Here is a 25642-nt window from a genome sequence, read left to right on the forward strand (position 1 = left end):
TTTTCATAAATAATATGCTAATAATACCTTGCCACATAATTCTGTATTTTAAATTTTTTAAAGGAGTTCAAAATGAGAAAGGTTATTATATCTAGCGTATTATTTGCAGTGTCTACAATTTCATTTAACTCAATGGCAGCAGACAACAATACAGTTACACCTGAAAATATGACTTGTCAGCAATTTATTAATTTAGACCCTCAAAGCTGGGCACCTGTTGCGTTATGGGTAACAAACCAAGAAACGCAATTTAAAGGTGGAGATTATGTTGCGTTAACAGAGCAAAGTGTTGCTGAAGTCCCTCAAATTGTTGAGTTTTGTAAGAAAAAACCGGAAGGCACTCTGCAAGATTATTTAGCATCTAAGAAATAAAGCAAACTATTATGCCATGGAGGGCATAATAGCTATTACCAACCAGAAAAATGAGTTTTGATACTGTGGTAGATTAGAAACTATATTTTCGAAATATCGAATCGATCTTTATACTTTTATTTATTTACGGCTAATTTATCGGCTAAAAAATCGATAAATGCCCGTGTCTTAGCAGGTAAAACAAAAGTATTTGGATAAAGTAATTGAATATTTTGTTTCGGTAAGCGGTATTCGGGTAATACATGGACTAAACGACCATGCTGTAAGTCATCATCAACCATCCAAGCAGGGCATATTGCGATACCTAAAGAAGCTAACACCATATGGTGAATAACAGCTGCAGAATTAGACTCATACTGATTTTTAATTAAAGGTAAGTAATATTTTTCATTTTTTGAATTCTGTAAAAAATATTGAGGATCTTGCCAGTTTAATAATGCATGGTTAATCCATGGAACATTGGCTAAATCCGTAAGTTGTTTGATCGGATATTTTTTTAGAAATTCAGAGGTGGCGACTAAGAAAATCTCATATTCACCTAATTTTTTCATTTTAAGGGATGAGTTTTTTAAATTACCTAATCGAATGGATAAATCGAGTTTTTCTGTGATGAGGTCGTCTAAGGATGAGTTAAATGAATATTGTAACCTTAGTTTAGGATAAAGACGGCAAAACTCAGGGAGTAGCGGTAAAATAAAACGTTGGCCAAATTCACTCGTTGATGAAAAACGCAGTAGACCCGCAATATTAGTGCCTAAATTTTGGCTTCTTTCGAAAGCTTCATCTATTTGGCTTTGAATACGTTTAAAGTCGTCATAAAAATGTTTTCCCACCTCTGTTAATGCAATATTTCGTGTATTTCGTGTTAACAAGCTGACATTAAGCTGAGCTTCTAATTGCTTGATATCGACACTAACCATAGAACGGCTTAGCCCTAAAATATCTGCGGCTTTAGTGAATGAACCGGAATCAACCACTTGTAGAAAGCTAATAATCTGCTTGAAATTTTTTTGCATAATAGAGTCGATTGTTTGTTTTTATTAAACAATGATTTTACTTCCTTTGCATCGACAAAGAAAGACCCTAACTCTATTCTTTGCCACCGGAGGAAGTGTATGACTTATCGATACAAAATAGCGACAGTCTTTTTACTTGGTTTCTTTATTGATTGTATTAACATTTTTATGTCGGCTATTGCCTTACCTGATATCGCATTTTCATTTTCAGCCAGCCAATCTCAGGTGGCTTGGGTAGCAAATGCTTATATTTTAGGACTCGTTTTGGTGATGCCAATGAGTTTGTGGCTTGCGGGTAGGCTAGGTCACCGAAAATTATTGTGTTATTCAATGCTGCTTTTTTCTTTAGCTGTGTGGTTAAGTGGGGCGAGTGGATCAATTTATCAATTAATTTTTTGGCGTTTTACGCAAGGAATGGCAGGGGGATTATTAATACCGGTCGGTCAGGCATTAGTTTTTGCATTATTTCCAAATAATGATCGCCAACGGATCTCTACCTTGATAATGACGGTTGCGTTAATAGCACCTGCATTTTCACCTGCAATAGGTGGCTTAATTATTGATTCTTTATCGTGGAATTGGATTTTTTATTCGAATCTTCCTTTTTCATTATTAACTGCATTTCTTGCTTGGATATGGGTAAAAAATGAGAGTAAGAAAACCAGAGAAAAACCTGATATTTTAGGTCTATTAATGGTGAGTATCAGTTTATTATGTTTATTATTGTCATTTTCGTTCTACAACGATTATCACAGTATTTCATTAGCCATATTGAGCTTTACGGTTTCAGTATTAGTATTTATTTTTTACCTACAATACGCAAAGAAATGCCGTGAACCTATTCTAAATTTTCAGTTATTAAAGAATGCGAACCTACGTACTGCTTTTATTGTTTATTATGCAGTACCGGGGGTTTTTACAGGCGTAAATTTACTGAATATATTTAACTTACAAGTGAACCTTGGGTTTAGTGCGGGGCAGACAGGGCTATTTATGGTGCTGTATGCTGTAGGCGCTTTAGTTTCAATGACTAGTGGCGGGAAACTGTATCAGCGTATCGGGAAAAAGCAGTTATTTGTTATTGGAATTTTACTACACAGTTTGGGAATATTTTTTCTCTACTGGGTATCGAATTTAGATCAATTAAGCTTACTTGTTATTGCTTATCTATTAATGGGAACAGGTGGAGGTTTATGCACGAATACCGCACAAATTAGCTCATTGATGGACTTTAAAGATAAAGATTTACTACAAGGCAGTGTGTTATGGAATATTAATCGCCAAGTGGCGTTTAGTGTTGGGGCGGTGGTATTAATTTCTATATTTAGTTTAACTACTTTTTCTAGTGATTTACTACGTTACCAATATACATTTTTAATTGCTTCAATACTTGGGCTATTCTCGTTAATTTCAGTCATAAAGGAAAAATAAATGAGCGAAACAATGAAAAAAGCGCTGCAAAGCGTGGTTGACCTGCATACTTTAATTGAAAATGTATTTACTGGCCGTGATGACGATAAAAGTTTAGCCCCTCTATTAGCCAGTTTTGATGACAACTTTAAAATGGTCACAATTCAAGGGCAAAGTATTGGGCTTGATAAAGTGAACACATTATTTAGCAGTAATATAGGCAACAAAACTTCATTTAGTACAAGGTGCCTTAATATGCTTCCGTTACACGAAGATAACCAGTATTGCTGGGTGCAATATCAAGAAAAACAGCTTAATGATGGGGTTGAAACATTAAGAATTTCAACTGCATGTATTAGAGTTGAAGCAGAGAAATGCTATTGGGTTTATCTTCATGAAACACCAGTAGCATAAAGATTAAAACTCATGTTCACATCAAACGACCTTAAGGTCGTTTTTTATAAGTAAAAAAGATAAAAACATTCAAATGATATTTGTTCTCATTTTGATTGACCGTCGGTCGGTCGAGTATTATCATGTTGCCATGATCGGGACGAGGAAAATAAAATGAGACGGCTTTTTTTGATCTTAGCAGTTTGTTTAGGCACCTTTATGGCAACGCTAGATATCAGTATCGTGAATGTTGCATTACCAGCTATTGGGCGTGAATTAAACGTGAGCATGTCGATGCTACAATGGGTTATTGATGCTTATGCACTATGTTTATCGGCATTACTTCTTTCTGTAGGGCCAATAAGTGATCGTTATGGGCGAAAGAAAGTATGGTTAATAGGTATTGTCATTTTTACTTTAGGCTCGGCTATCTGTGCATTGTCAACATCCCCTGAAATATTGATTACAGGTAGGGCAATACAAGGGATAGCAGCCGCTGCGTTAATTCCCGGGGCTCTTTCTATAATTTCCCAAGCATTTACCAATGATATTGAACGGATAAGAATTATTGGCATTTGGTCAGCAGTGAGTGCACTGTCTCTGATCATTGGCCCAATTTTAGGTGGTTTTTTAGTTGATAGCTTCAATTGGACAACGATCTTTTGGATCAATATTCCAATCGGGTTGCTGACATTATTATTAGGCTGGTTAGGTATTCAAGAAAGTGCTGACCCTGACAAAGCTGCATTAGACCCAATAGGGCAAAGTTTGAGCATTGTGGCTTTAGGTGGATTAACTTTTGCTTTGATAGAAGCTGGTGAGCAAGGCTGGGGAAATTATATAACACTTAGCGGATTAATTATCTCAGTAATAGCGAGTATCGGGTTTATCTATGTTGAACGTCGCATAGAGAGGCCATTATTGCCGATTTTTCTATTCAAACAGAACCCTTTTTTCTTTCAATATAATATGGCTTCTTTTGCGCTCGGTTTTGCGACTTATAGCAATGTATTTTTTATCGCCCTATTTTTACAAAAAGGACAGGGGTGGGGAGCGTTTGATGCGGGGATAAGAATGGCGCCAGAGTTTATTGCTATGGCTATTTTTTCATTCTCATTTAGTAAACTCTCGCGCTATATGAGCGTCAGAAATCTGATGATCCTAGGCTTTATTTTTATTGCTTTCGCTTCCTTATTATTCACGCGTGTTAATTCTGAAACAGCCTATCCTCCGATTGCGGTGATATTATTTATATTAGGTGCAGGGATGGGAATGTCGACGCCTGCAATTGGTGCATTAGTGATGGCTAGTGTTGAAAAAGCCTATTCGGGAATTGCATCCGCGGTTATGAATGCATTGCGGCAAACTGGTATGACGTTAGGAATTGCTTTGTTAGGGACATTAATGACCCAGCATGCCATTGGTAAATTACGCCATGATGACAGGCTAGTTGGTATCCTATCGGTACAGGAAATCGAACAGTTGATTCAAACTTCCTCTCGCGTTCCATCTTTGTTTATTGAGCAAATTACTCGGTCAGCCTTTGTGTCCGGTTTTAATTTGGCGATGTTAGGCGGAGCAATGGCTATTCTGGCAACATTATGCCTAATGGTAAAAGTGAGGTGGGCTAAATAGTTTTATGGTGAATTAGTATGCATAAAAAAACACCTGCCGAAGCAGGTGTTAAATAATAAATTATTCATCAAGGAAGCTGCGTAGCACTTCTGAGCGGCTTGGATGACGTAATTTACGTAATGCTTTTGCTTCAATCTGACGAATACGCTCACGGGTAACGTCAAACTGTTTACCGACTTCCTCAAGGGTGTGATCGGTATTCATATCGATACCAAAACGCATACGTAGAACTTTCGCTTCACGAGCAGTTAAACCTGCTAATACTTCATGAGTTGCAGAGCGTAAGCTTTCCGATGTCGCAGAGTCTAAAGGCAGTTCTAAAGTGGTATCTTCAATAAAATCACCTAAATGTGAATCTTCATCATCACCGATAGGCGTTTCCATTGAGATTGGCTCTTTAGCAATCTTCAGGACTTTACGAATTTTATCTTCCGGCATTAGCATGCGTTCTGCCAGTTCTTCTGGCGATGGCTCACGGCCCATTTCTTGCAGCATTTGACGAGAGATACGGTTCAGTTTATTGATAGTTTCAATCATATGAACCGGGATACGGATAGTACGTGCTTGGTCAGCGATTGAACGCGTGATAGCCTGACGTATCCACCAAGTTGCATAAGTTGAGAACTTATAACCACGGCGATATTCAAACTTATCAACGGCTTTCATCAGACCGATGTTACCTTCTTGAATGAGGTCAAGGAACTGCAAGCCACGGTTGGTATATTTCTTCGCGATAGAAATAACCAAACGCAAGTTCGCTTCAACCATCTCTTTTTTCGCACGGCGCGCTTTTGCCTCACCGATAGACATACGACGGTTGATATCTTTCACCTGTTCAATCGTCAGGCCTGTTTCTTCTTCAATATGACGCAATCTTTGTAAACAACGCAGAATTTCTTCTTCAACTTCAATCAGTTTTTCAGACCAAGGTTTGTTCATCGCTTTTGCAGCGGTTAACCAAGTCTCACTTGTTTCATTGCCGCTGAATAAAGTGATGAAGTTTTTCTTTGGCATTTTGCATTGTTCAACACACAGTTTCATGATGGTACGTTCTTGAGTACGAACTCTATCCATCATTTCACGCATGTTATTGACTAAGTAGTCAAATTGTTTTGGTACTAAGCGGAATTCTTTGAACACCTCTGAAAGCTGTTCAATGGCTGCCGCTGTTTTCGCATCACTACGACCATATTGCTTAATATGTTGACGCGTTTTTTCGTATTGCTCACGAAGGTCAGAGAATTTTTGGCGAGCTAATTCAGGGTCGATGCTGTTATCGTCCTCTTCTTCTTCCTCTTCCTCTTCTTCGTCTTCTTCGTCTTTATCTAATTCTTCTTGTGGCAATTCAGAACCAACATGTGTTGCTGTTGGTGCGAGGTCTTCTTCCGCATTAGGGTCAACAAAGCCAGTGATTAAGTCAGATAAACGACTTTCACCTGCTTCAACGCGGTCGTATTGCTCAAGAAGATAAGTGATAGCTTCAGGATATTCAGCCACAGAGCACTGAACCTGATTAATCCCATCTTCAATACGTTTTGCGATGTCGATTTCGCCTTCTCTGGTGAGAAGCTCGACAGTCCCCATTTCACGCATATACATGCGCACTGGGTCAGTTGTACGGCCAATTTCACTTTCAACACTGGACAGCACTTGTGCAGCGGCTTCTGCTGCATCTTCATCAGTATCGGAAGTATTCTCAGCCAAAATTAAATCATCGGCATCAGGTGCTTCTTCCATGACCTGGATGCCCATGTCATTAATCATCTGAATGATATCTTCGATTTGATCTGAATCGACGATATCTTCCGGCAGATGGTCGTTGACCTCGGCATAGGTTAAGTAACCTTGCTCTTTACCCTTGGTTACGAGTAGCTTAAGCTGCGACTGCGGGTTTTGCTCCATAAGACGGTATCCACACTTCTGAGTATTTAGATTGGTGTCGGTCGGCGAAACATTCGGCCAACAAGAACATACAAAGGGAACATTTATTATTTCGCTACGCCCTTTATTTTTCGTAGCGTTTTACAGGCATCTGCCTTGTGTTTATCGGCACTTAAGCCGTTTTAAATATTAATTCTGTCTTGGTTATATTATGTTTTCACTCTTGAGAGAGTGATTAAGCGGACTTCTTCGCGCTCTTCTGGGGTCAGCCCTTCAGTTCGTTCTTTTGCTATTAAATAGTCGAAACGTTCGTCAAGAGCGCTATTAAATAGATGATTTAAGGCATCTATAAAGGTATTTTCCGCTATCTCCTCTATTTCTATATCGTTCCATGTTGCTAGTTTTTCAAGCTGTTTCGAAAATTTATTATCACGATAACGCTCTAGCAACTGCCCAGTAGTCATCCCGGGGGTGGAACGGCATACATCAACCAATTCCTGAAATAGAGAAAGCCCCGGCATTTGAATATGGGCAATTCCCTCCAATGAGGGAACGAGTTCCGAAAAGTTCGGATTTTGTACCAACAGCGCGATTAATATTCGCATTGTGGTTGGTTTTAATTTTGGTGCCTGATAGTTAACTGGTTCTTTGCTCTCTCTATCAATCATAGCAAGAACCTGAGAAATATCCGGTATACCAATAAAATTTCCTAGCTCTTGAGCCATATAAAGGCGCAGAGTTTCGCCCGGTATCTGTTTAATCAATGGGATAGCAAGTTTACTAAATTTTGCTTTCCCTTCTTGAGTTTTCAGGTCAACTTGTGGCACAAGTGAATCAAATAAAAATGCAGAAAGTGTTTGAGCATCTTTCATGCGTTGCTCAAAAGACTCTTTACCTTCTTTGCGTACTAATGAATCGGGGTCTTCACCATCGGGTAAAAACATAAAACGAAGTTGGCGGCCGTCAGTTAGATAAGGAAGAGCTGTTTCCAGCGCCCGCCATGCAGCTTCTCGGCCAGCTCGGTCTCCATCATAACAGCAGATAACAGTATCTGTAGAACGATAAAGTAGCTGAATATGTTCTGATGTTGTCGATGTTCCCAATGAGGCAACCGCGTAGCGGATATCATACTGGGCAAGGGCAACAACATCCATATAACCTTCAACAACCAACAACTTAGCTAATTCATTATTATTTTGTGTCGCTTCATATAGGCCAAATAACTGACGGCCTTTATGGAAAATATCTGTTTCGGGGGAGTTTAAGTATTTAGGTAATGCATCCCCTAAAACCCGCCCACCAAATGCAATCACTCGACCGCGCCTATCCCTAATTGGGAACATGACCCGCTCTCTAAAGCGGTCATAGATTCGACCGTTATCATTGGTCACTAACATGCCTGCATCATCAAGCTGTTTGCGACTTTCTGGGTTTACTGCGAATTTCTTGAGTAAATTATCCCACCCCGCAGGGGCGAAACCAATTGAAAAATGCTCAATAATTTCGGCACTTAAACCACGTTGGCTTAAATAATCTATGGCTTTACTAGCCGAGGGATGATTTAAGGCAGCGCAGTAAAATTGATTAATTTTCTCCATCAACTGATACAGGTTTTGCCGTTGATGTAGTTCTATTTGGCTTGCTCCAGTCCCTTTTTCATAAGGTACATCAAGACCATGCAGTGCTGATAGTTCTTCAATTGCTTCGACAAAATCAAGTTTGTCATAATTCATTAAAAAATCGATAGCGTTGCCGTGGGCTCCACAACCAAAACAATAATAAAACTGCCTTTCACTGTTAACAGTAAAAGAAGGGGTTTTCTCATTATGGAACGGACAACAAGCGTGATGATTTTTACCCTGTTTTTTTAACGGGACTTTTGCATCGACTAAATCAATGATGTCTGTTCTTGCTAACAAGTCATTGATAAATGAACGCGGAATTCGTCCAGCCATAAGCCTCTTTTTCGCCTGTTGATGAACGATAATAAGCCGCGCTTCCTTGAGGAAAGCACGGCCTTTAACTGCTTAGCTATTTACTACTACGAAACTGAGTGACTACGAGAGAAACTAAAGTTTTGTATTAGCTATCGTCTACTTATGAATGCGGTTTTCACCGCAATCAACTAGTACAGACGAGTACGGCGTGCGTTTTCGCGAGCCAGTTTCTTAGCGTGACGCTTTACAGCAGATGCTTTAGCGCGTTTACGTTCAGTCGTTGGTTTTTCATAGAATTCACGACGACGAACTTCAGCTAAAACCCCTGCTTTTTCACAGGAACGTTTGAAACGACGTAGTGCAACGTCGAATGGCTCGTTTTCACGTACTTTAATTACCGGCATGTGCCTCTCACCTCAATAGAAATCGGTTTGTTGCTGGTATTGATTCACCAGCCTTCATTTAAAATGGTGCGGAATTTTACTTCAATGAGTACGGGTTTGTAAAGTGCCGTATAAAATTGAATCACACAAGATCACCTGATTTGTTGCTTGTTCGATGAAAAAGTAAACAAAACCAGATAATAATGAGAATTAGCCACACGAAATTTTTATTACAGGGGGCTGATTATAGACTATACAGCAATGAAAGTCAGCCTTTTGACAACATTAATTACGCGATTGAGCGAAAATAGTGATAGACTTGCGGTCATGCAATAAACAAGGGTAGTGCAATGCGTGTTTTAGGTATCGAAACCTCTTGCGATGAAACTGGTATCGCAATCTATGATGATGAGCTTGGCCTAATGGCTAATCAATTATACAGCCAAATTAAAGTGCATGCCGATTATGGTGGCGTAGTACCGGAGTTGGCTTCCCGTGATCATATCCGTAAAACAGTCCCTCTGATTCAGGCCGCGCTGAAAGAAGCTAACCTGACTCGTGAAGATATCGATGCGGTAGCTTATACTGCTGGACCAGGGCTGGTTGGTGCTTTAATGGTGGGGGCAACGGTTGGCCGGTCATTGGCTTTTGCATGGAATGTGCCTGCGGTAGCCGTTCATCATATGGAAGGCCATTTGCTAGCGCCAATGCTAGAAGAAAAAAGCCCAGAATTTCCCTTTGTAGCACTCCTTGTTTCTGGTGGGCATACCCAATTAATAAGCGTGACAGGGGTCGGTGAATATGCGCTTCTTGGTGAATCTATTGATGATGCAGCAGGTGAAGCGTTTGATAAAACAGCTAAATTACTAGGTTTAGACTATCCTGGTGGCCCCGTTTTATCTCGTATGGCACAACAAGGAACCGCAGGGCGTTTTGTGTTTCCAAGACCAATGACGGATAGGCCTGGGCTTGATTTCAGCTTTTCAGGTTTAAAGACCTTTGCAGCAAATACGATCCGTGAAAATTCGGATGACGACCAAACCCGAGCTGATATTGCTAGGGCTTTTGAAGATGCGGTAGTCGACACTCTCGCAATCAAATGCAAACGCGCGCTGGAGCAAACGGGGTTCAAACGTTTAGTGATGGCCGGTGGGGTGAGTGCCAACCGAGCGTTAAGAGCAAAAATGGACGAGGTCTTGAAGCAGCGTGGGGGCGAAGTGTTTTATGCACGTCCTGAGTTTTGCACCGATAACGGCGCGATGATTGCACTAGCCGGTCTTATCCGCTTGAAAGGGGGGGCAAGCACAGGGTTAGGTATTACAGTGCGCCCACGTTGGCCACTTGCTGAACTACCTCCGCTAGAAAAATAATATTAGGGCTGCTGTGCAGCCCATTTGTTATCCCTCAAATATCAATGTAAGACAGTAACCGCTTCTTCTAATCGAATTGAACGCCCTTTGACCATGTTCGACGTTTCTGTGCTTTGTTCAACTAACAATGTGCTTTGCTGCGTAATGGTTTCTAGTTCACTAACGGCTTGTGTAATGTCAGCAATGCCAGCGGCTTGTTCAGAAGTGGCTTGGCTAATATGCGTAATTAATTGAGTGACATTTTGTATCTGGTCGACGATATCTTTCATCGTGTCACCAGCGGTGTGCACTTGTTCTTTCCCTGAGTTAACTTTCTTTTCGCAATCGTTAATGAGTTCACGAATATCATTCACTGCGCTAGCACTGCGGCTTGCTAGGCTACGTACTTCATTAGCAACCACAGCAAAGCCTTTGCCTTGCTCACCTGCACGAGCGGCTTCTACAGCGGCATTTAGTGCTAATATGTTGGTTTGAAAAGCGATATCTTTGATGACATCGGTGATTGAATTAATTTTACTTGTACTGCGGACAATTTCATCCATGGTATCAACAACAGCTTCCATCATCGCGCCACCGCTAACTGCGGTTTCGCTGGTTGCATTAGAAAGCTGATCAACTTGAACCGTGTTGTCTGCATTCATTTTTACGGAAACTGCCATTTGGTTCATAGTAGCAACAGTTTGTTGCATATAACCGACTGTTTGCTGGGTATGGGTATCTAGCTCATGGCAATCGGAAACTAAAGATTCACTGCCTTTTCGTACACTATCCACTTGTGCAGAGACATCTTTGATTAACCAGCGACATATTAGCCCCAATTGGCCGATTGAGCGTAAAACCAGCCCTATTTCATCGGTACGTTGCATATGGTGAATGCTATGGCGTTCGCCTCGAGCAATACTTAAAGCCTGTGTCGCAATGTTTTCCAGTGGTTTAGCGAGCATTCTTTCAAAGGCAATATTGCCAATAATTAGCGTAATAAGTGTACAAGCACTGGCGATGGTAAATGGCAGCGCTTGTAACCCAGCTAAGCTCGCCATGACTAGCCAAAATATCAATAGTAAACTCATGGTTAATCGAATGCGCCAACGTGTAGAAAAAGTGGAGAAGTGAAACGGCATTTTTTTGGAAAGCACAAGCCCCTTAACTATTTTACGCTGACATTTATTTCGATTCATTGCGGCATAGAGCGGTTCAACAGTCGCAATTTCTTGGCGAGTCGCGCGTGTTCGGATCGACATATAACCTGTAATTTTGCCTTGACGTTTAATCGGGACGATATTGGCTCTAACCCAGTAGTGATCGCCATTTTTACGTCGGTTTTTGACAATGCCGGTCCAAGGTTCTCCTTTTTTTAATGTGGCCCACATATCAGCAAAAGCTTCTTTAGGCATATCGGGATGACGAATAATATTGTGAGGACGTGTTAATAATTCATCTAATTCATAGCCACTGACTTGCACAAAAAAATCATTAGCACTAACAATGTTGCCTTGTAAATCGCTAGTAGTCATTAACGTGATGTTTTCGTCTAACATATGTTCATTTTGAGTGATATAAGGGGTTCTGCTCATATAAATACCATTATTATTGTTTAATTTTGCTTTTATATAGTCGACACTTTTTAAATATTCCTTAGTAATAAATTTGCAATAAATTAACTTTTTATTAAAAGTGTGCGCTAGTTATGGCAAAAATGTAACGCAGCACAAATTGCTGCCAGTACAGTTTTAAGGTGAGATATAACCCTGCTGTTATTATTCGGTGTTTTAGGCAGTCTGTGATGAAAATGAAACGATAAAAAAAGAGCTGAATTTTCAGCTCGTTTTTATCATGATAGAAAAGAGGGGGGATTAATCGTCGAGTTCTTGTTCTTTGGCTTCTTGGGCAATTTCTTTATTGGTTTTTTGCTTTTTATTTTTTAGTTTTTGCCAAATCCGGCTTTCTTGACCGCGCCAAAGACGTTGTATGTTGCCATGATGGCGCACAAGGACTAAGCAAGATAACATTGCGACAGGGAAAGTAAATTCAGGCTTAAACCACCATACGTAAAATGGTGCCAGTAGCGCACTCACAATTGCCCCTAATGAGGAATAGCCGCTTAGCAGTACAGTGAGTAACCATGTACCAGCGACTAACCCAGATAAGTCCCAACCAATAGCAGCAATTGAGCCAAAAGCGGTAGCAACGCCTTTCCCGCCTTTAAAATGGAAGAAAACAGGATAAATATGCCCAAGGCAAGCTGCAATTGCGACAAACCCAAGATAGAATGGTTGCACATTTAAATAATAAGCAAGCCAAACTGGGACCATACCTTTTAATACATCGCAAATAAGAACAGCAGCAGCGGCAGCTTTGCCACCGACACGTAATACGTTAGTTGCACCGGGGTTACCAGAGCCGTGTTGACGGGGGTCGGGTAGTCTCGCCAAACGGCAGATCAGTATCGCACTCGAAACTGATCCACATAGATAGGCGAAGATTATCATGCCAAGCGCGGTTGCACTCATAGCTAACTCCAAAAACGGTTAAGGCCATATATTCACTTCAGCCTTGGATAATACGCATATTTTTGCCGAAGTGGTATCAATTCAGTACATAAATGAGAAAATGACGTGATGGATATCGTATTTATTGAACAATTATCAGTCATCACCACGATAGGTGTATATGACTGGGAACAAGATATTGAACAAAAATTAGTGCTCGATATCGAAATGGGATGGGACAACCAACGCGCGTCTATGAGCGATAATGTTGAGTACTGCTTGGATTATGCACAAGTCAGCCAAGCCATTATCAGCTATGTAGAGGAAAATAAATTTGGTTTAGTCGAGCGAGTGGCTGAAGAAGTCGCTCAGCTCTTATTGACTCAGTTTAAAAGCCCATGGGTACGAATCAGGGTGGCTAAGCCGGGCGCAGTCGCTCGCGCACGCCAAGTGGGGGTAGTAATCGAAAGGGGAATTAAAACCGCTTAAACGGCGACTGGCGGTGTTATACCGCCAGTATGACCATGGCTTACTAAGCTATTACCATTATTTGCTGTTGTTTCTGCCAATCTTGCACAGCTTGAATACGCTGCCGTGTTAGTTCTTGGCGAATTTCCGGCCCTGTAAACCCCTGTTCAATAATCGGTTTGACCTCAACAGCACGCGCAATGGCAAATGCTTGTCTAAGAAATTCCCCTTGTGGATAGGCTTGTTGCTCAAGGCCTAATCTGCCTCTTGCATCGGCTTCACTGATTAAACTTAATTGCGTAATTCGTTCAGGTTTGCGCCAACTATCTAATCCGTCCATAACCGCAATTAAATCATTTGCAGGTAGCTTATTGATAATATGAATTTTATCATGGTAGCGAGCAGCAAGGCGAGCCAGATCACGGGCGCTACTAGGCACCCTCAATCTATCACAAAGTTTTTCAATGAGTACGACTCCATTTTCCCCATGATTAGGATGACTGGGCCAAACGGAAGGGGGCGTTAATGCTTTACCTACATCATGGCAGAGCGCAGCAAAGCGAATATCGATATCATCAGATAAGGTTGCGATAACCTTCATGACCATCAAGGTATGAACCCCTGTATCAATTTCTGGATGCCATTTTTCGGGGGCGGGAACACCAAATAAGCCATCAATTTCCGGAAAAAGGACGTGAAGTGCACCGCATTGACGCAATACGTCGAAATAAACTTGGGGTGAGCTTGATTTCAGTGCTTTTTCTGTTTCTGCCCAAACACGTTCAGCGGTTAGGTGGCTTAATTCCCCCGTTCCTGCCATAGATTGCATTAGTGCTAAAGTTTCAGGTGCGATAGAGAAACCATATTCGAAATAGCGTGCAGCAAAACGGGCTACACGCAATACCCGTAACGGGTCTTCTGAAAATGCACTAGATACATGACGTAATAACCGGTTTTCTAAGTCTTTGATACCGTTAAACGGGTCAATAATTTCGCCAGAATCACTTTGTGCCATTGCATTAATGGTTAGGTCTCGTCGTAATAAGTCATCTTCAATGGTGACATCCGGGGCGCTATAACAACTAAAGCCAGTATAGCCAGCGCCGGTTTTACGCTCAGTTCTGGCTAGCGCATATTCCTCATGAGTTTTCGGATGCAAAAAAACGGGGAAATCTTTCCCTACTTGTTGAAAACCTTGCTCAAGCATAGCTTCTGGGGTTGTACCAACTACCACAAAATCCCTATCAGAAATAGGAAGACCAAGGAGTTGGTCCCGCACGGCGCCACCAACGAGATAAACTTGCATATTAATGACCTTTGTTACATCCAACCATTATTACGTTTTTTACGACGAGGGATGATGTGAGGTAAAATCAAACCAAAAACTAACCCCGCTCCAGCAACGCCTCCACCATACATAAACCATTGTAAAATCAACTCACGGCGGCGATCATCCAAGTTGACCTCTGCTATTTCCAGTTTTTTACCTGATTTAATTAATTCATTTTTTAGTTTTTCATTTTCAGCTTTTAGCTGGTTAACGATATTGTCGTTATCCGCCACTTTTTGTTGCATTTCTGCGGTACGGGTATTCCATGTATTGTCAATGCTATCTAATTGTTGACGTAGTTTTTGATTTTCAGCCTCTAATTCAGGAATACGCGTTTTCATGCTTGGGGTATTACTTAATTGGTCTACAGGTAGCCAAACAGTTCTGCCTTTTTGATCTTTGATTTGCGCAAATTTATTATCTGTGGAGATCAGCTCAACCGTTTCTCCCGCATTAAGTGTGCCAACAATGCGGTAATTTGTACCAGGGCCACTATGAACGTAAGTTGATAGGTCATCTGATACATAACGTTTTTCTGCTGCGTGTGCATTTAAGGAAAGGCCTAGCCCCATGAGTGAAATTAATAATAATGGAATTTTTCGCATGGTATTTACAGTCTTTTGTGGTGAGTGAATTTTATATTCATTGAATACTAATAAGTAAAGTGTGTAGGTGCAAACTCTAAACATCGATGTATTCATGCTCTAAAGGATAATGAGAACTATCCTAACTGTCTAAATTACACTTCTTTTTATCTCATTTACAATATAACTCTCTGAAAGAAATGTAATAGGTAGAATTTTTGATTTATAGATAGTTTCTTTTCTCTGCTTGGCTTGATTGGGGTAATATGATGGCAGTGAAATAATCAATTAAGGATATGTATGAGCCACGTAGAGGTTGAACTCAAATTAGCCGCAAAAGGGTGTGCAATCGAGGCTGTTCGCCAGTGTATTTCTACACTTTCCCACCAATACAGTGAGCCAACTAAGTTAACCAATATCTATTTTGATACAGAAAAAAGACAATTGCGTCAATGGGATATGGGGTTACGCATCCGCGGTTGTGATGGTCGCTACGAAATGACGATTAAAACAGCGGGGCAGGCAATTGGTGGGCTACATCAACGCCCTGAATTTAATGTTGATATTGATTCGCCAGAGCTTAACTTAGCGGCATTTCCAACGGAAATTTGGCCGGAAGGGACGGATGTCGCTCAGCTACAATCTGAACTTAGTATACTTTTTAGTACTAATTTTACCCGTGAAAAGTGGCTTGTCACGTTTGAAGATAGTGAAATTGAGGTTGTTTTAGACCAAGGTGAGATTTCTGCTGGGGCAAAAGATCTACCCATTCAAGAGTTTGAATTGGAACTTAAAAAAGGCTTTATCGCAGACGTACTCAATCTAGCCAAAAAAATTGCCGATATTGATGGCCTTCACCTCTCATCTGTCAGCAAAGCAGCCCGAGGTTACTCATTGATTAACCCGACTACTACACCATTAACACGGCCGGATGCCATATTTGATTACGAAGAACAACCTATTGAAAAATCATTGACTCATATGCAGTTACTTTGCCAGCAACACGAAGCATATTGGTTAGCTGGTGAAAGTGATGCTCGGCAGGGTTTTTCTGAGTTTTTGCGTTTTGTGCAAGCCTTTTTAGTTCATTATCAAAATTCTGCGCCTCACTTTGTGCACGATACGCCGTTAGAACAGTTGCGTTTAGATATTGCGAATGAAGCCATCAGTGCTGAGGATTTTTGCTATAGTAGCCAATGGTTAAAGTGCAAATTAGCCTTTATTCAATGGCTAAGTGCTTTAACTTATCAAGAAGCTCAATAAGGTATTGATAAAATGCTCTCTTTTCCTAATTTGCTGCGAGCCCAAAGTGAACGTGTTTTAAGTCAAATAGCCGAACAAGCTCATGAGTTACTGCCCTTAAATGAGCAAGAAACCCAAGTGCTTACGTTCAGTGATTTTGTATTTCAGCAGGTTTTAGCGCATTCGCGCTTTTTACTTGAAATTCGTTCTCAACCTCCGAAAGCCGATGAATGGAAAAGTTACGCAACATGGTTAGCGCAAGAAATGTTGCCCGTCACGGAGGAAGAGCATTTGATGCAGGTGTTACGCACATTTCGTCATCATATGTTAGTGCGTTGCGCATGGATGCAAATATTAGAGATAAGCACCCAAAAAGAGACAATTTATCAATTAAGTGTATTAGCAGAAACACTGGTTGTTGCTGCTAGGGATTGGCTGTATCGGGAATATAGCCAATCTTGGGGAACGCCTTGTAACCTTGAAGGAAAGCCGCAGCCATTATTAGTGCTAGGCATGGGTAAATTAGGTGGCGGGGAACTTAATTTTTCATCTGATATTGACCTGATTTTTGCGTATCCTGAAAACGGTGTAACCCAAGGTGGCCGAAAAGAGCTAGACAATGCACAGTTTTTTACGCGTTTAGGGCAAAAATTAATTCGGGTACTTGACCAAGTCACCGCACAGGGTTTTGTGTATCGGGTTGATATGCGTTTGCGGCCATTTGGTGAGAGTGGCCCGTTAGTTTTCAGTTTCTCAGCCCTTGAAGATTATTATCAAGAACAAGGGCGAGATTGGGAACGCTATGCGATGGTCAAAGCTCGGATTATGGGGGCTGACAGCCTTCATTATGCTCAAAGTTTACGTAAGCTTTTGCGTCCTTTTGTCTATCGCCGCTATATTGATTTTAGTGTGATCCAATCGCTGCGTAATATGAAAAATATGATTGAACGGGAAGTTCGGCGTCGCGGGTTGGTGAATAACATCAAATTAGGTGCAGGGGGGATACGTGAAGTTGAATTTATCTCACAAGTTTTTCAGCTTATTCGCGGAGGGCGAGAGCCTGTTTTGCAGTCGCAATCCTTATTTACGACTTTGCAAGGTATACGCGAATTAGCACTATTAACCGACGATCAAGTCGATACTCTGCAAGATAGCTACCTTTTTTTGCGTAGAGTCGAAAATTTACTGCAAAGTATTGATGACCAACAAACTCAAACACTTCCTGATGATGATTTAAACCAAGCGCGTTTATCATGGGGAATGGGTTACAGCGATTGGCAAACATTTTATCATGTGTTGAGCCAAAAAATGGCCGCCGTCCATCTCATATTTGCCGAGCAAATCGGTCAGGACGATGAAGATGAAGGTTCAGATACCTTCAATGAGATTTATATTACACTTTGGCAAAGCGAGTTATCGAAAGAAGAGTTAGCGACATATTTGCCATCTAAAAATGAAGATGTCGCGCAAAAAATAATCCATGGCATTTTAATGTTTCGTCATGATCTTAACAAGCGCACCATTGGCCCTCGAGGGCGTGATGTGCTTGATGATTTAATGCCTAAATTATTAGCTAAAGTTGGTGAGCGTGACGATGCAGGTCAGGTGATCGAACGGATGACACCATTACTATTAAGTATTGTCAGCCGTACTACTTACCTTGAACTAATGCTTGAATTTGATGAAGTTTTGACGCATGTCATTCGCTTATGCGCAGCATCGCCGATGATAGCAGAACAACTTGCTCGTCACCCATTATTACTGGATGAACTACTTGACCCACAATCTTTATATCAACCCCTACCATTAACCGCTTATCGTGATGAATTGCGCCAATATTTAATGCGAATTCCTGAAGAAGATGAGGAACAGCAACTCGAAGCGCTACGCCAATTTAAGCAAGCACAGTTATTACGTATCGCAGCCGAAGATATTTCAGGTGTATTGCCAGTCATGAAAGTGAGTGATCACTTAACTTACTTAGCTGAAGCGATTATTGATGCGGTTGTTCATCAAGCTTGGCAAAAGATGGTAAGGCGCTATGGCGAACCTGCGCATTTAGCGCAGCAAGATAAAAAACAATATGGTTTTGCTGTGTTAGGTTATGGGAAGTTAGGGGGATGGGAATTAGGCTATAGCTCTGACTTAGACTTGGTTTTCTTATTTGACTGCCCATTAAATGTGGTCACAAATGGTGATCGTTCCATTGATGCACGGCAGTTTTATTTACGTGTTGCCCAATGCATTATTCACCTATTTAGTACTAGAACCGCTTCAGGTGTTTTATATGAAGTTGATGCGCGCTTAAGGCCGTCTGGTGAGTCAGGGATGTTGGTAAGCACAATCCAATCTTTTGATGATTACCAAAAAAATGATGCTTGGACGTGGGAACATCAAGCATTAATACGCGCTAGAATGGTATTTGGTGATGCTAATTTACAGCAACAATTCGCGTTAACTCGCCATGAAACTCTTTGTATGCCTAGGGAACCACAAGTCTTGCAACAGCAAGTACGTGATATGCGATTGAAAATGCACCAACACTTAGGTAGCCACCAAGACGATGAATTTGATTTAAAAGCGGACCCTGGAGGGATCACCGATATTGAGTTTATTGCTCAGTATTTAGTCTTACGGTTTGCTTCGCAAAATGCAGCATTGACGCGTTGGTCGGATAACGTCCGTATTTTCGAACTAATGACCCAATATAACATTATGTCAGAAGATGAAGCGGCGGCGTTAACTTATGCCTATGTCACAATGCGTAATGAATTACACCATTTAGCCTTGCAGTCATTGCCAAGCCGAGTCAACATCAGCCAGTTTGCTGAAGAACGCCAGCAAGTTTTAGTCAGTTGGCAAAAATGGTTAGGTGAGTAAACACTGACAGCAGTTTACGGCATTTTATTTAGCTAAACAGCGCAATATGCTAGTATTGTTGCAAATTATTATCAGACTTTTTGAAAACTGGAGTGCAGGATGAAAGTAACTCTTCCGGATTATAAACAAGCCGGTGTGCTAGTAGTGGGTGATGTGATGTTAGACCGTTATTGGCATGGTCCTGCAAACCGAATTTCACCTGAAGCCCCTGTTCCTGTAGTTAAAGTGACCATGGTAGAAGAGCGCCCTGGTGGTGCAGCTAACGTTGCTATGAATATTGCGTCATTAGGCGCAAATTCCCGTCTTGTTGGCTTGACGGGTATTGATGATGCTGCGAAAGCACTCACTGAAAATTTAAATGCAGTGCAAGTACGTTGTGATTTTGTTGCGATCCCAACGCATCCGACGATCACCAAATTGCGTGTATTATCGCGTAATCAGCAATTGATCCGCCTTGATTTCGAAGAAGGTTTTGACAATGTTGATGCTCAGCCGATGTTAGAGCGTATTGAACAGGCGCTACCGCATATTGGGGCGCTTGTGTTATCAGACTACGCAAAAGGGGCTTTAACCCATGTCGAAAAGATGATTGCTTTAGCAAATAAAGCAGGCGTGCCTGTCTTGATTGACCCAAAAGGAAATAACTTTGAGCGTTATCGAGGTGCCACGTTACTGACACCAAATATGTCAGAATTTGAGGCCATCGTAGGGCCTTGTAAGAACAATCAAGATGTTGAAGAAAAAGGTATGAAGTTGCTTCAATCTCTGGATCTAACGGCTTTATTAATCACTCGTTCAGAGCAAGGGATGAGCTTAATTCGTCGTGATGAAGCCCCATTGCATTTACCAACCCAAGCGCAAGAAGTGTTTGATGTCACGGGGGCGGGTGACACAGTGATTGGGGTATTAGCTGCTTCAATTGCTTCTGGTCGTCCGTTACATGAAGCGTGCGCACTCGCTAATGCTGCGGCAGGTGTTGTAGTCGGGAAATTAGGGACTTCAACCGTTTCACCAATTGAATTGGAAAATGCTATCCGTGGTCGTGCGGATACTGGTTTTGGCGTAATGACCGAAAGCGAATTAAAACAAGCAGTTGCTAACGCAAGGCAGCGTGGTGAACGGGTTGTTATGACCAATGGCTGCTTTGATATTTTACATGCGGGGCATGTATCTTATTTAGCAAATGCACGTAAATTAGGTGATAGATTGATTGTTGCAGTAAATAGCGATGCATCTACTCGTCGTTTAAAAGGGGAGACTCGGCCTGTAAACCCATTAGAGCAACGCATGGCAGTACTTGGAGCATTAGGCGCCGTTGATTGGGTGGTTCCCTTCGAAGAAGATACACCACAACGCTTAATTGCAGAGGTATTGCCGGATATCTTAGTCAAGGGTGGTGATTATCAACCAGAAGATATTGCGGGCAGTGCTGAGGTGTGGGCTGCGGGAGGTGAAGTTAAAGTGCTTAATTTTGAAGATGGTATCTCAACAACCAATATCATTAAAAATATTATGAAAACCAGCTAATTGATTATTTACGAGTGATAAACCTCACTTGGGTGTTTGAAACCCAGTGAGGTTTTTTTGTTTTTTAATGATTATTCGTTTTTGTCTTCGCTAAAATGGGCTTCTAATGCGCTGACGCGCTGTTCCATTTTGGCTAATTTTTCACGGGTGCGTAATAAAACTTGAGTTTGAATATCAAATTCTTCTCGGCTGACTAAATCCAGTTTACCGAGCTGTGACTGTAAAAGAGAACGCAGCTTTTTATCAAAGTCTTCGCCTAGATCACGTACGCCTTGTGGTAATGCACCTTGGATTTGGCGTGCCACCTGTTCCAGTTTTTTCGGATCGAGCATTCGCGGGTCCTTAATTAATCAAAAAATAATTATTAGTAGTGTAATGCCTCTTGTCGCGGTAATAAACCTTTTTCCACGCCATACTGAGAGCTATCACTGTGTTGGTCACTTTCTGCGACCCTAAACACAAACAATCTCTACCCCCAAGTGATAATGCCCTTTTCTCTTTTAGTCACAGAGAATGGAAAAATAAATAGAGCAGTGAAATTAACCTTTATAACGCTAAGTTTTTATTCATGTTTTTTGACTAAAAGTGTGAGTTGTTCGCCAATTTTGATCTTCATCGTTGCGCACTTGAATTATTGGCGTTATATTAATTGCGTTTATCTCAGGGCGGGGTGTAAGTCCCCACCGGCGGTAACATGCAACGCGCATGAAGCCCGCGAGCGCTTTATCATTTTGTGGTAAAGGTCAGCAGATCCAGTGTGAATCTGGAGCCGACGGTTATAGTCCGGATGGGAGAGAATTAACTGTATCTGCATGTTTGTGCGGTGTTGCACAATATTGTTCTGCATACCTGAATGAGTTGATAGCCATCTTGGCTATTTGTTTATTCATCATTTCTCGTACTCCTAAGACTGCCTTGATTCTGGTAACTAGTTAATAACTATTTAAGAGGTTTTTTACCATGGATCATACGCTACTTTCCGAATTCGGTAATCCTATCGAACGTGTTGAAAACGCTATCGAGGCTCTGCGCCAAGGTAAAGGTGTCCTTGTTCTTGACGATGAAGATCGTGAGAATGAAGGGGACTTAGTGTTTGCCGCAGAAACTATGACAACAGAACAAATGGCATTTACCATTCGCTATAGCAGTGGGATTGTTTGCCTTTGTATCACTGAAGAACGTCGCAAGCAGCTTGAGCTGCCAATGATGGTGGAAAATAACACAAGCCAAAATCAAACCGGTTTTACTGTAACAATTGAAGCTGCCAAAGGGGTTACCACTGGGGTTTCTGCCGCAGACCGTATCACAACTATCCGCGCAGCAATTGCAGATAAAGCAGTACCTTCAGACTTAAATCATCCAGGCCATGTATTCCCATTACGCGGTCGAGAAGGCGGCGTATTAACTCGCCGTGGTCATACAGAAGCATCTATTGACTTAGCCACTATGGCTGGTTTCAAACCCGCGGGTGTTCTGTGTGAGTTAACTAATGACGATGGTTCTATGGCACGTACACCAGATGTTGTCGTCTTTGGTAGGCAGCATGGTTTAACCGTTGTGACGATTGAAGATTTAGTTCAGTACCGTTTGCAGCAAGAGCAAAAAAAGAAAGCTAGCTAATCCTCATCATATTTCGAGGAGTAGGTAAATTTCGAATATCACCTAAATAGCGATATTGGTTATTTAGGTAATAAGTAGTCTGTTAAGCATATAGAATCATATTGAGGCCATTGAGTTGCACACCTTGATGGCCTTTTCAAATTTTTTGATGATCATCCTCATAATTAGCCCACTGTGTTTTTTACTAAACGGCGTATGCTGTAATAAGAAACTAATTGAGGTGGAGTCAAATCATCATGTCGGTAAATACGTCTGTCGTACAAACTAAGCTCCCTGCTATTTTTATTGGTCATGGCAGTCCAATGAATGCGATTGAAGACAACCCTTATACTCAAAAATGGGAACATCTTGGTAAAACTTTACCGCGGCCCACTGCGATATTGGTGATTTCAGCGCATTGGTATACACGAGGGACAGCAATTACTTCGATGTTAAAACCTAAAACGATTCATGATTTTGGCGGTTTTCCTGAAGAGCTCTATCAGGTTGAATATCCTGCTCCGGGTTCACCTGAATTGGCGCAGCAGGTTGCTGACTTATTATCCCCTGAACCTGTTTACCTTGATACCCAAGAGTGGGGACTGGATCACGGGACATGGGAAATCTTAGTGCGTATGTATCCAAAAGCAGATATTCCTGTGGTTCAACTGAGTATCGATGCAACTAAACCTATGGCTTGGCACCATGAATTAGGCAGAAAACTGTCTGTTTTAAGGGAGCATGGGGTGCTAATTATGGGAAGCGGTAATATTGTCCATAACTTACGAGCAATGAATTGGCAGAATGCACAAGCAGAGCCGTATCCATGGGCTATTTCTTTTGAGCAGTTTGTCTATGACAACCTACAAAGCCGTGAGCTGCCACATCCATTAACAAATGGTTTAGAGCGGGAGGACGGTAAGCTATCTAATCCCTCGCCAGAACATTATTTACCTATTTTGCCAATACTGGGAACATGGGATGGAAAAGAAAAAATTAGTATACCTATAGAAGGGATTGTTTCTGGATCATTGAGTATGATGTCAATTCAAATTGGTTAACTTGTTGTTATATCTTCGCATAATAAAAAAGCTCAAACTATATTAGAAAGTTTGAGCTTTTTGCGTTTTAGTGATTGATGATAACTAATCGATGATCGTATGTGGGTAAAAACGCGATAGATCTTGAGTGATCAGTTCTTTATCTTCACGGATGCAGATCCCCGCAGGTTGGTCATTCACTAGCCAACTGCCCACTAAGGTATAGCTACCTTCAAATTGTGGAAGAGGGTGGAACTGCTGAATAATCATACCTTCTTCACCATATGGGCCATCAGCAGCAGCAATTTCTTTGCCATTTTCGATGATACGAATATTGGCTCCTTCACGAGAAAAAAGCGGTTTAATAACGTATTTATCGAGTTCAGGTTGTGTTTTACCATCGGCAAAATAAGCCGGTAGTAAATTAGGGTGATCAGGGAACATTTCCCATAACATTGGGAGTAAGGCTTTGTTGGAAATAATGCTTTTCCATGCAGGCTCTAACCAACGAACACCTGCATCCTGTAGTTTGGTTGAGAAAATTTCTCTTAGCATAAATTCCCACGGATATAATTTGAACAGATTACTAATAACCTGATCTTGAGTATCCGAAAACTCACCTTTTTCACCTAGGCCAATTTCATCAATATATAAGAATTCAGTGGCTACGCCAGCTTCGTTAGCACAGTCTTGAAGATACTGAACAGTACCTCTGTCTTCTTCGGTATCACGACAGCAAGACATATGCAGTAGACGGAAACCGTATTGATCTTTAAGTTGAGTAAAACGCTCGATCAACTGTTCTTGAATACTATTAAATTGATCTGCATTTTCTGGTAACTTGCCAGCTTCGATTTGATCTTCAAGCCAAATCCATTGGAAAAATGCAGATTCATATAATGAAGTTGGCGTATCTGCGTTATTTTCAAGTAGCTTTGGTGGGTTAACCCCATCGTAAGCAAGGTCTAACCTTGAGTACAAGGACGGTTGTTCACTTTTCCAAGAGCTACGAACAAACTCCCAACAATGTTTGGGAATTTGAAAGCGAGCCATTAATTCATCACTTTCTACTACGCGTTCGACAACTTTTAAGCACATTTGATGCAACTCTGCCGTTGCATCTTCGATTTCTTCAATTTGTGCCATTGTGAATTGATAGTAGGCATCTTCTGACCAGTAAGGTTCACCATACATAGTATGGAATTCGAAACCAAACTCAGAGGCTTTTTCACGCCAATTCGGGCGTTCGACAATAGGAACTCGTTTCATTACTTATCAACCACCCATTGAACGGGAAGATGAAGTTGATTTCGCAGAAGAAGATGAACGTTGTGCCATTGCTTGTTTATTCACTGTATCACCAAAACCACCGCGTGTGACGGTTGATGTTGTTGGTGGCTTAGGTGCCATGGCCGTTTTAGGTACGCTCATTGAACGACCACCAGCAACGGCTGGGCCGTAACTTTTACCCGTGGCATCAACAAACTTACCGTTAGCTGGGCTAGCTGGGTTTTTTGAACTAAACAATGGTTGGGAAGCCGCGCTACCACCCATCATACGGCCCATCATGTAACCCATCATTAATGGCATCCACATGCTGCCACCGCTGCTTTGTGCTTGTGCGGTTTGTTCACCATTAGTAGAACCCGTCCCTGCTATACCTGCTTGAGCAGGAGCTTGGGTACACATTGACTCACCAAACTCAGCAATACAATCAGCTTGGGTTTCATATTTTGGCGCTGTTTTGGCTGCTTCTTGTAGGGCATTGTTGTAAGCAAGAGTACATTGTTCTGCTTGTGATGGATTAGCTTGGCTGCAATCCTGTGCATTGGTATACAGTGATACGGTTTCATCACTTTCTTCACAAGCTGAAAGCATAAATACCGCACTGACGGCAACGGCAACTGGTGCCATACGATATGAGCGCCAAGACTTACGGAATGCGCTTTGATTAATATTTTTGGTACGCTTCATGGTCATGGTAATTACCCTGAATATAATTAAGTAAGATGTATTTAGGTTACCTCTAGGATAGGGGATAACCGCTGAAAATTAAAGCAGAAATACAGGGGAAATAAGCTGATTT

General features: G+C 41.4%; 22 protein-coding genes and 1 riboswitch. Of the genes, 11 read left to right on the forward strand and 11 right to left on the reverse strand.

What is annotated here, in order from left to right:
- Nucleotides 1-72: 72 nt before the first annotated feature.
- Nucleotides 73-372, forward strand: a complete 300-nt coding sequence (locus tag M1F14_RS07600) for an HdeA/HdeB family chaperone (protein ID WP_042846068.1) — start codon at nt 73-75, stop codon at nt 370-372.
- A gap of 116 nt (nt 373-488) precedes the next feature.
- Here the strand turns inward: M1F14_RS07600 and M1F14_RS07605 are convergent, their stop codons facing one another.
- On the reverse strand, nt 489-1388 hold the full coding sequence (locus M1F14_RS07605) for a LysR family transcriptional regulator (RefSeq protein WP_048606242.1): 900 nt from the start codon (nt 1386-1388) through the stop codon (nt 489-491).
- 99 nt (nt 1389-1487) lie between these two features.
- On the opposite strand from M1F14_RS07605, the gene M1F14_RS07610 reads away from it, so the two are divergent.
- The 3 genes from M1F14_RS07610 to M1F14_RS07620 all read left to right on the forward strand — a co-directional run bounded on the left by M1F14_RS07610 (nt 1488) and on the right by M1F14_RS07620 (nt 4826).
- Nucleotides 1488-2819 (forward strand): MFS transporter, encoded by a 1332-nt coding sequence (locus tag M1F14_RS07610; protein ID WP_042846065.1) that lies wholly within the window; start codon nt 1488-1490, stop codon nt 2817-2819.
- Nucleotides 2820-3212 (forward strand): hypothetical protein, encoded by a 393-nt coding sequence (locus tag M1F14_RS07615; RefSeq protein ID WP_048606243.1) that lies wholly within the window; start codon nt 2820-2822, stop codon nt 3210-3212.
- Nucleotides 3213-3365: 153 nt separating this feature from the next.
- Nucleotides 3366-4826, forward strand: a complete 1461-nt coding sequence (locus M1F14_RS07620) for an MFS transporter (protein ID WP_042846060.1) — start codon at nt 3366-3368, stop codon at nt 4824-4826.
- A 60-nt stretch (nt 4827-4886) separates the two neighbouring features.
- Here M1F14_RS07620 and rpoD read toward each other — a convergent pair whose 3' ends face one another.
- The 3 genes from rpoD to rpsU all read right to left on the reverse strand — a co-directional run bounded on the left by rpoD (nt 4887) and on the right by rpsU (nt 9048).
- Complete coding sequence (gene rpoD, locus M1F14_RS07625; protein WP_042846059.1) at nt 4887-6728, reverse strand: RNA polymerase sigma factor RpoD; 1842 nt, start codon at nt 6726-6728, stop codon at nt 4887-4889.
- A 188-nt stretch (nt 6729-6916) separates the two neighbouring features.
- Nucleotides 6917-8662, reverse strand: a complete 1746-nt coding sequence (gene dnaG / locus M1F14_RS07630; protein WP_042846057.1) for a DNA primase — start codon at nt 8660-8662, stop codon at nt 6917-6919.
- Nucleotides 8663-8832: 170 nt separating this feature from the next.
- Nucleotides 8833-9048: a 30S ribosomal protein S21 gene (rpsU, locus tag M1F14_RS07635; protein WP_001144069.1), complete on the reverse strand. Its 216-nt coding sequence runs from the start codon at nt 9046-9048 to the stop codon at nt 8833-8835.
- 329 nt (nt 9049-9377) lie between these two features.
- Between rpsU and tsaD the strand changes: the two genes are divergently transcribed.
- Nucleotides 9378-10397, forward strand: a complete 1020-nt coding sequence (tsaD, locus tag M1F14_RS07640) for a tRNA (adenosine(37)-N6)-threonylcarbamoyltransferase complex transferase subunit TsaD (protein WP_131680202.1) — start codon at nt 9378-9380, stop codon at nt 10395-10397.
- Between the two features lie 41 nt (nt 10398-10438).
- On the opposite strand, the gene M1F14_RS07645 is transcribed toward tsaD, so the two are convergent.
- Entirely contained in the window at nt 10439-11971 is a 1533-nt protein-coding gene (locus M1F14_RS07645) for a PAS domain-containing methyl-accepting chemotaxis protein (protein WP_042846054.1), read from the reverse strand.
- Between the two features lie 279 nt (nt 11972-12250).
- Nucleotides 12251-12907, reverse strand: coding sequence for a glycerol-3-phosphate 1-O-acyltransferase PlsY (gene plsY / locus M1F14_RS07650; protein ID WP_042846052.1), 657 nt, complete (start codon nt 12905-12907; stop codon nt 12251-12253).
- 108 nt (nt 12908-13015) lie between these two features.
- On the opposite strand from plsY, the gene folB reads away from it, so the two are divergent.
- Complete coding sequence (folB, locus tag M1F14_RS07655; RefSeq protein WP_042846051.1) at nt 13016-13375, forward strand: bifunctional dihydroneopterin aldolase/7,8-dihydroneopterin epimerase; 360 nt, start codon at nt 13016-13018, stop codon at nt 13373-13375.
- 43 nt (nt 13376-13418) lie between these two features.
- Here folB and M1F14_RS07660 read toward each other — a convergent pair whose 3' ends face one another.
- On the reverse strand, nt 13419-14660 hold the full coding sequence (locus M1F14_RS07660) for a multifunctional CCA addition/repair protein (RefSeq protein WP_181468737.1): 1242 nt from the start codon (nt 14658-14660) through the stop codon (nt 13419-13421).
- A 14-nt stretch (nt 14661-14674) separates the two neighbouring features.
- A complete protein-coding gene (locus tag M1F14_RS07665; protein WP_042846399.1) occupies nt 14675-15289 on the reverse strand; it encodes a TIGR04211 family SH3 domain-containing protein in 615 nt (204 codons plus the stop codon).
- A 279-nt stretch (nt 15290-15568) separates the two neighbouring features.
- Between M1F14_RS07665 and M1F14_RS07670 the strand changes: the two genes are divergently transcribed.
- The 3 genes from M1F14_RS07670 (at nt 15569) to hldE (ending at nt 20917) form a co-directional block, all read left to right on the forward strand.
- A complete protein-coding gene (locus M1F14_RS07670; RefSeq protein WP_042846049.1) occupies nt 15569-16531 on the forward strand; it encodes an inorganic triphosphatase in 963 nt (320 codons plus the stop codon).
- A 12-nt stretch (nt 16532-16543) separates the two neighbouring features.
- Nucleotides 16544-19390, forward strand: coding sequence for a bifunctional [glutamate--ammonia ligase]-adenylyl-L-tyrosine phosphorylase/[glutamate--ammonia-ligase] adenylyltransferase (gene glnE / locus M1F14_RS07675; RefSeq protein ID WP_042846048.1), 2847 nt, complete (start codon nt 16544-16546; stop codon nt 19388-19390).
- A gap of 99 nt (nt 19391-19489) precedes the next feature.
- Nucleotides 19490-20917 carry a bifunctional D-glycero-beta-D-manno-heptose-7-phosphate kinase/D-glycero-beta-D-manno-heptose 1-phosphate adenylyltransferase HldE gene (gene hldE, locus M1F14_RS07680; RefSeq protein ID WP_042846046.1) on the forward strand — a complete coding sequence of 476 codons (1428 nt, stop codon included), beginning with the start codon at nt 19490-19492 and terminating at the stop codon, nt 20915-20917.
- A gap of 71 nt (nt 20918-20988) precedes the next feature.
- Here hldE and M1F14_RS07685 read toward each other — a convergent pair whose 3' ends face one another.
- Nucleotides 20989-21249 (reverse strand): ubiquinone biosynthesis accessory factor UbiK, encoded by a 261-nt coding sequence (locus M1F14_RS07685; protein ID WP_042846045.1) that lies wholly within the window; start codon nt 21247-21249, stop codon nt 20989-20991.
- Between the two features lie 321 nt (nt 21250-21570).
- Nucleotides 21571-21720: riboswitch (FMN riboswitch) on the forward strand.
- Between the two features lie 157 nt (nt 21721-21877).
- Here M1F14_RS07685 and ribB point away from each other — a divergent pair.
- Together ribB and ygiD are read left to right on the forward strand one after the other, a co-directional pair.
- On the forward strand, nt 21878-22537 hold the full coding sequence (gene ribB / locus M1F14_RS07690) for a 3,4-dihydroxy-2-butanone-4-phosphate synthase (protein ID WP_042846043.1): 660 nt from the start codon (nt 21878-21880) through the stop codon (nt 22535-22537).
- Nucleotides 22538-22773: 236 nt separating this feature from the next.
- The gene (ygiD, locus tag M1F14_RS07695; RefSeq protein ID WP_048606279.1) at nt 22774-23577 is read left to right on the forward strand and encodes a 4,5-DOPA dioxygenase extradiol; all 804 of its coding nucleotides are present in this window, start codon (nt 22774-22776) and stop codon (nt 23575-23577) included.
- Between the two features lie 84 nt (nt 23578-23661).
- Here ygiD and M1F14_RS07700 read toward each other — a convergent pair whose 3' ends face one another.
- On the reverse strand, nt 23662-24825 hold the full coding sequence (locus M1F14_RS07700) for a glutathionylspermidine synthase family protein (protein ID WP_042846031.1): 1164 nt from the start codon (nt 24823-24825) through the stop codon (nt 23662-23664).
- A gap of 6 nt (nt 24826-24831) precedes the next feature.
- On the reverse strand, nt 24832-25536 hold the full coding sequence (locus tag M1F14_RS07705; protein WP_042846030.1) for a DUF1190 family protein: 705 nt from the start codon (nt 25534-25536) through the stop codon (nt 24832-24834).
- Nucleotides 25537-25642: the final 106 nt, after the last annotated feature.

Origin of the sequence: Providencia sp. PROV003 (assembly GCF_045040775.1) — a bacterium.
Classification (GTDB): Bacteria; Pseudomonadota; Gammaproteobacteria; order Enterobacterales; family Enterobacteriaceae; genus Providencia; species Providencia huashanensis.

Coding starts and splice junctions, on each gene's coding strand:
- M1F14_RS07615 (WP_048606243.1), top strand. CDS start 2,820: ATGAGCGAAACAATGAAAAAAGCGCTGCAAAGCGTGGTTGACCTGCAT.
- M1F14_RS07670 (WP_042846049.1), top strand. CDS start 15,569: ATGAGCCACGTAGAGGTTGAACTCAAATTAGCCGCAAAAGGGTGTGCA.
- M1F14_RS07685 (WP_042846045.1), bottom strand. CDS start 21,249: ATGCTCGATCCGAAAAAACTGGAACAGGTGGCACGCCAAATCCAAGGT.
- glnE (WP_042846048.1), top strand. CDS start 16,544: ATGCTCTCTTTTCCTAATTTGCTGCGAGCCCAAAGTGAACGTGTTTTA.
- dnaG (WP_042846057.1), bottom strand. CDS start 8,662: ATGGCTGGACGAATTCCGCGTTCATTTATCAATGACTTGTTAGCAAGA.
- M1F14_RS07620 (WP_042846060.1), top strand. CDS start 3,366: ATGAGACGGCTTTTTTTGATCTTAGCAGTTTGTTTAGGCACCTTTATG.
- M1F14_RS07705 (WP_042846030.1), bottom strand. CDS start 25,536: ATGACCATGAAGCGTACCAAAAATATTAATCAAAGCGCATTCCGTAAG.
- ygiD (WP_048606279.1), top strand. CDS start 22,774: ATGTCGGTAAATACGTCTGTCGTACAAACTAAGCTCCCTGCTATTTTT.
- rpsU (WP_001144069.1), bottom strand. CDS start 9,048: ATGCCGGTAATTAAAGTACGTGAAAACGAGCCATTCGACGTTGCACTA.
- M1F14_RS07700 (WP_042846031.1), bottom strand. CDS start 24,825: ATGAAACGAGTTCCTATTGTCGAACGCCCGAATTGGCGTGAAAAAGCC.
- M1F14_RS07605 (WP_048606242.1), bottom strand. CDS start 1,388: ATGCAAAAAAATTTCAAGCAGATTATTAGCTTTCTACAAGTGGTTGAT.
- tsaD (WP_131680202.1), top strand. CDS start 9,378: ATGCGTGTTTTAGGTATCGAAACCTCTTGCGATGAAACTGGTATCGCA.
- M1F14_RS07665 (WP_042846399.1), bottom strand. CDS start 15,289: ATGCGAAAAATTCCATTATTATTAATTTCACTCATGGGGCTAGGCCTT.
- hldE (WP_042846046.1), top strand. CDS start 19,490: ATGAAAGTAACTCTTCCGGATTATAAACAAGCCGGTGTGCTAGTAGTG.
- M1F14_RS07600 (WP_042846068.1), top strand. CDS start 73: ATGAGAAAGGTTATTATATCTAGCGTATTATTTGCAGTGTCTACAATT.
- M1F14_RS07660 (WP_181468737.1), bottom strand. CDS start 14,660: ATGCAAGTTTATCTCGTTGGTGGCGCCGTGCGGGACCAACTCCTTGGT.
- plsY (WP_042846052.1), bottom strand. CDS start 12,907: ATGAGTGCAACCGCGCTTGGCATGATAATCTTCGCCTATCTATGTGGA.
- M1F14_RS07610 (WP_042846065.1), top strand. CDS start 1,488: ATGACTTATCGATACAAAATAGCGACAGTCTTTTTACTTGGTTTCTTT.
- rpoD (WP_042846059.1), bottom strand. CDS start 6,728: ATGGAGCAAAACCCGCAGTCGCAGCTTAAGCTACTCGTAACCAAGGGT.
- M1F14_RS07645 (WP_042846054.1), bottom strand. CDS start 11,971: ATGAGCAGAACCCCTTATATCACTCAAAATGAACATATGTTAGACGAA.
- folB (WP_042846051.1), top strand. CDS start 13,016: ATGGATATCGTATTTATTGAACAATTATCAGTCATCACCACGATAGGT.
- ribB (WP_042846043.1), top strand. CDS start 21,878: ATGGATCATACGCTACTTTCCGAATTCGGTAATCCTATCGAACGTGTT.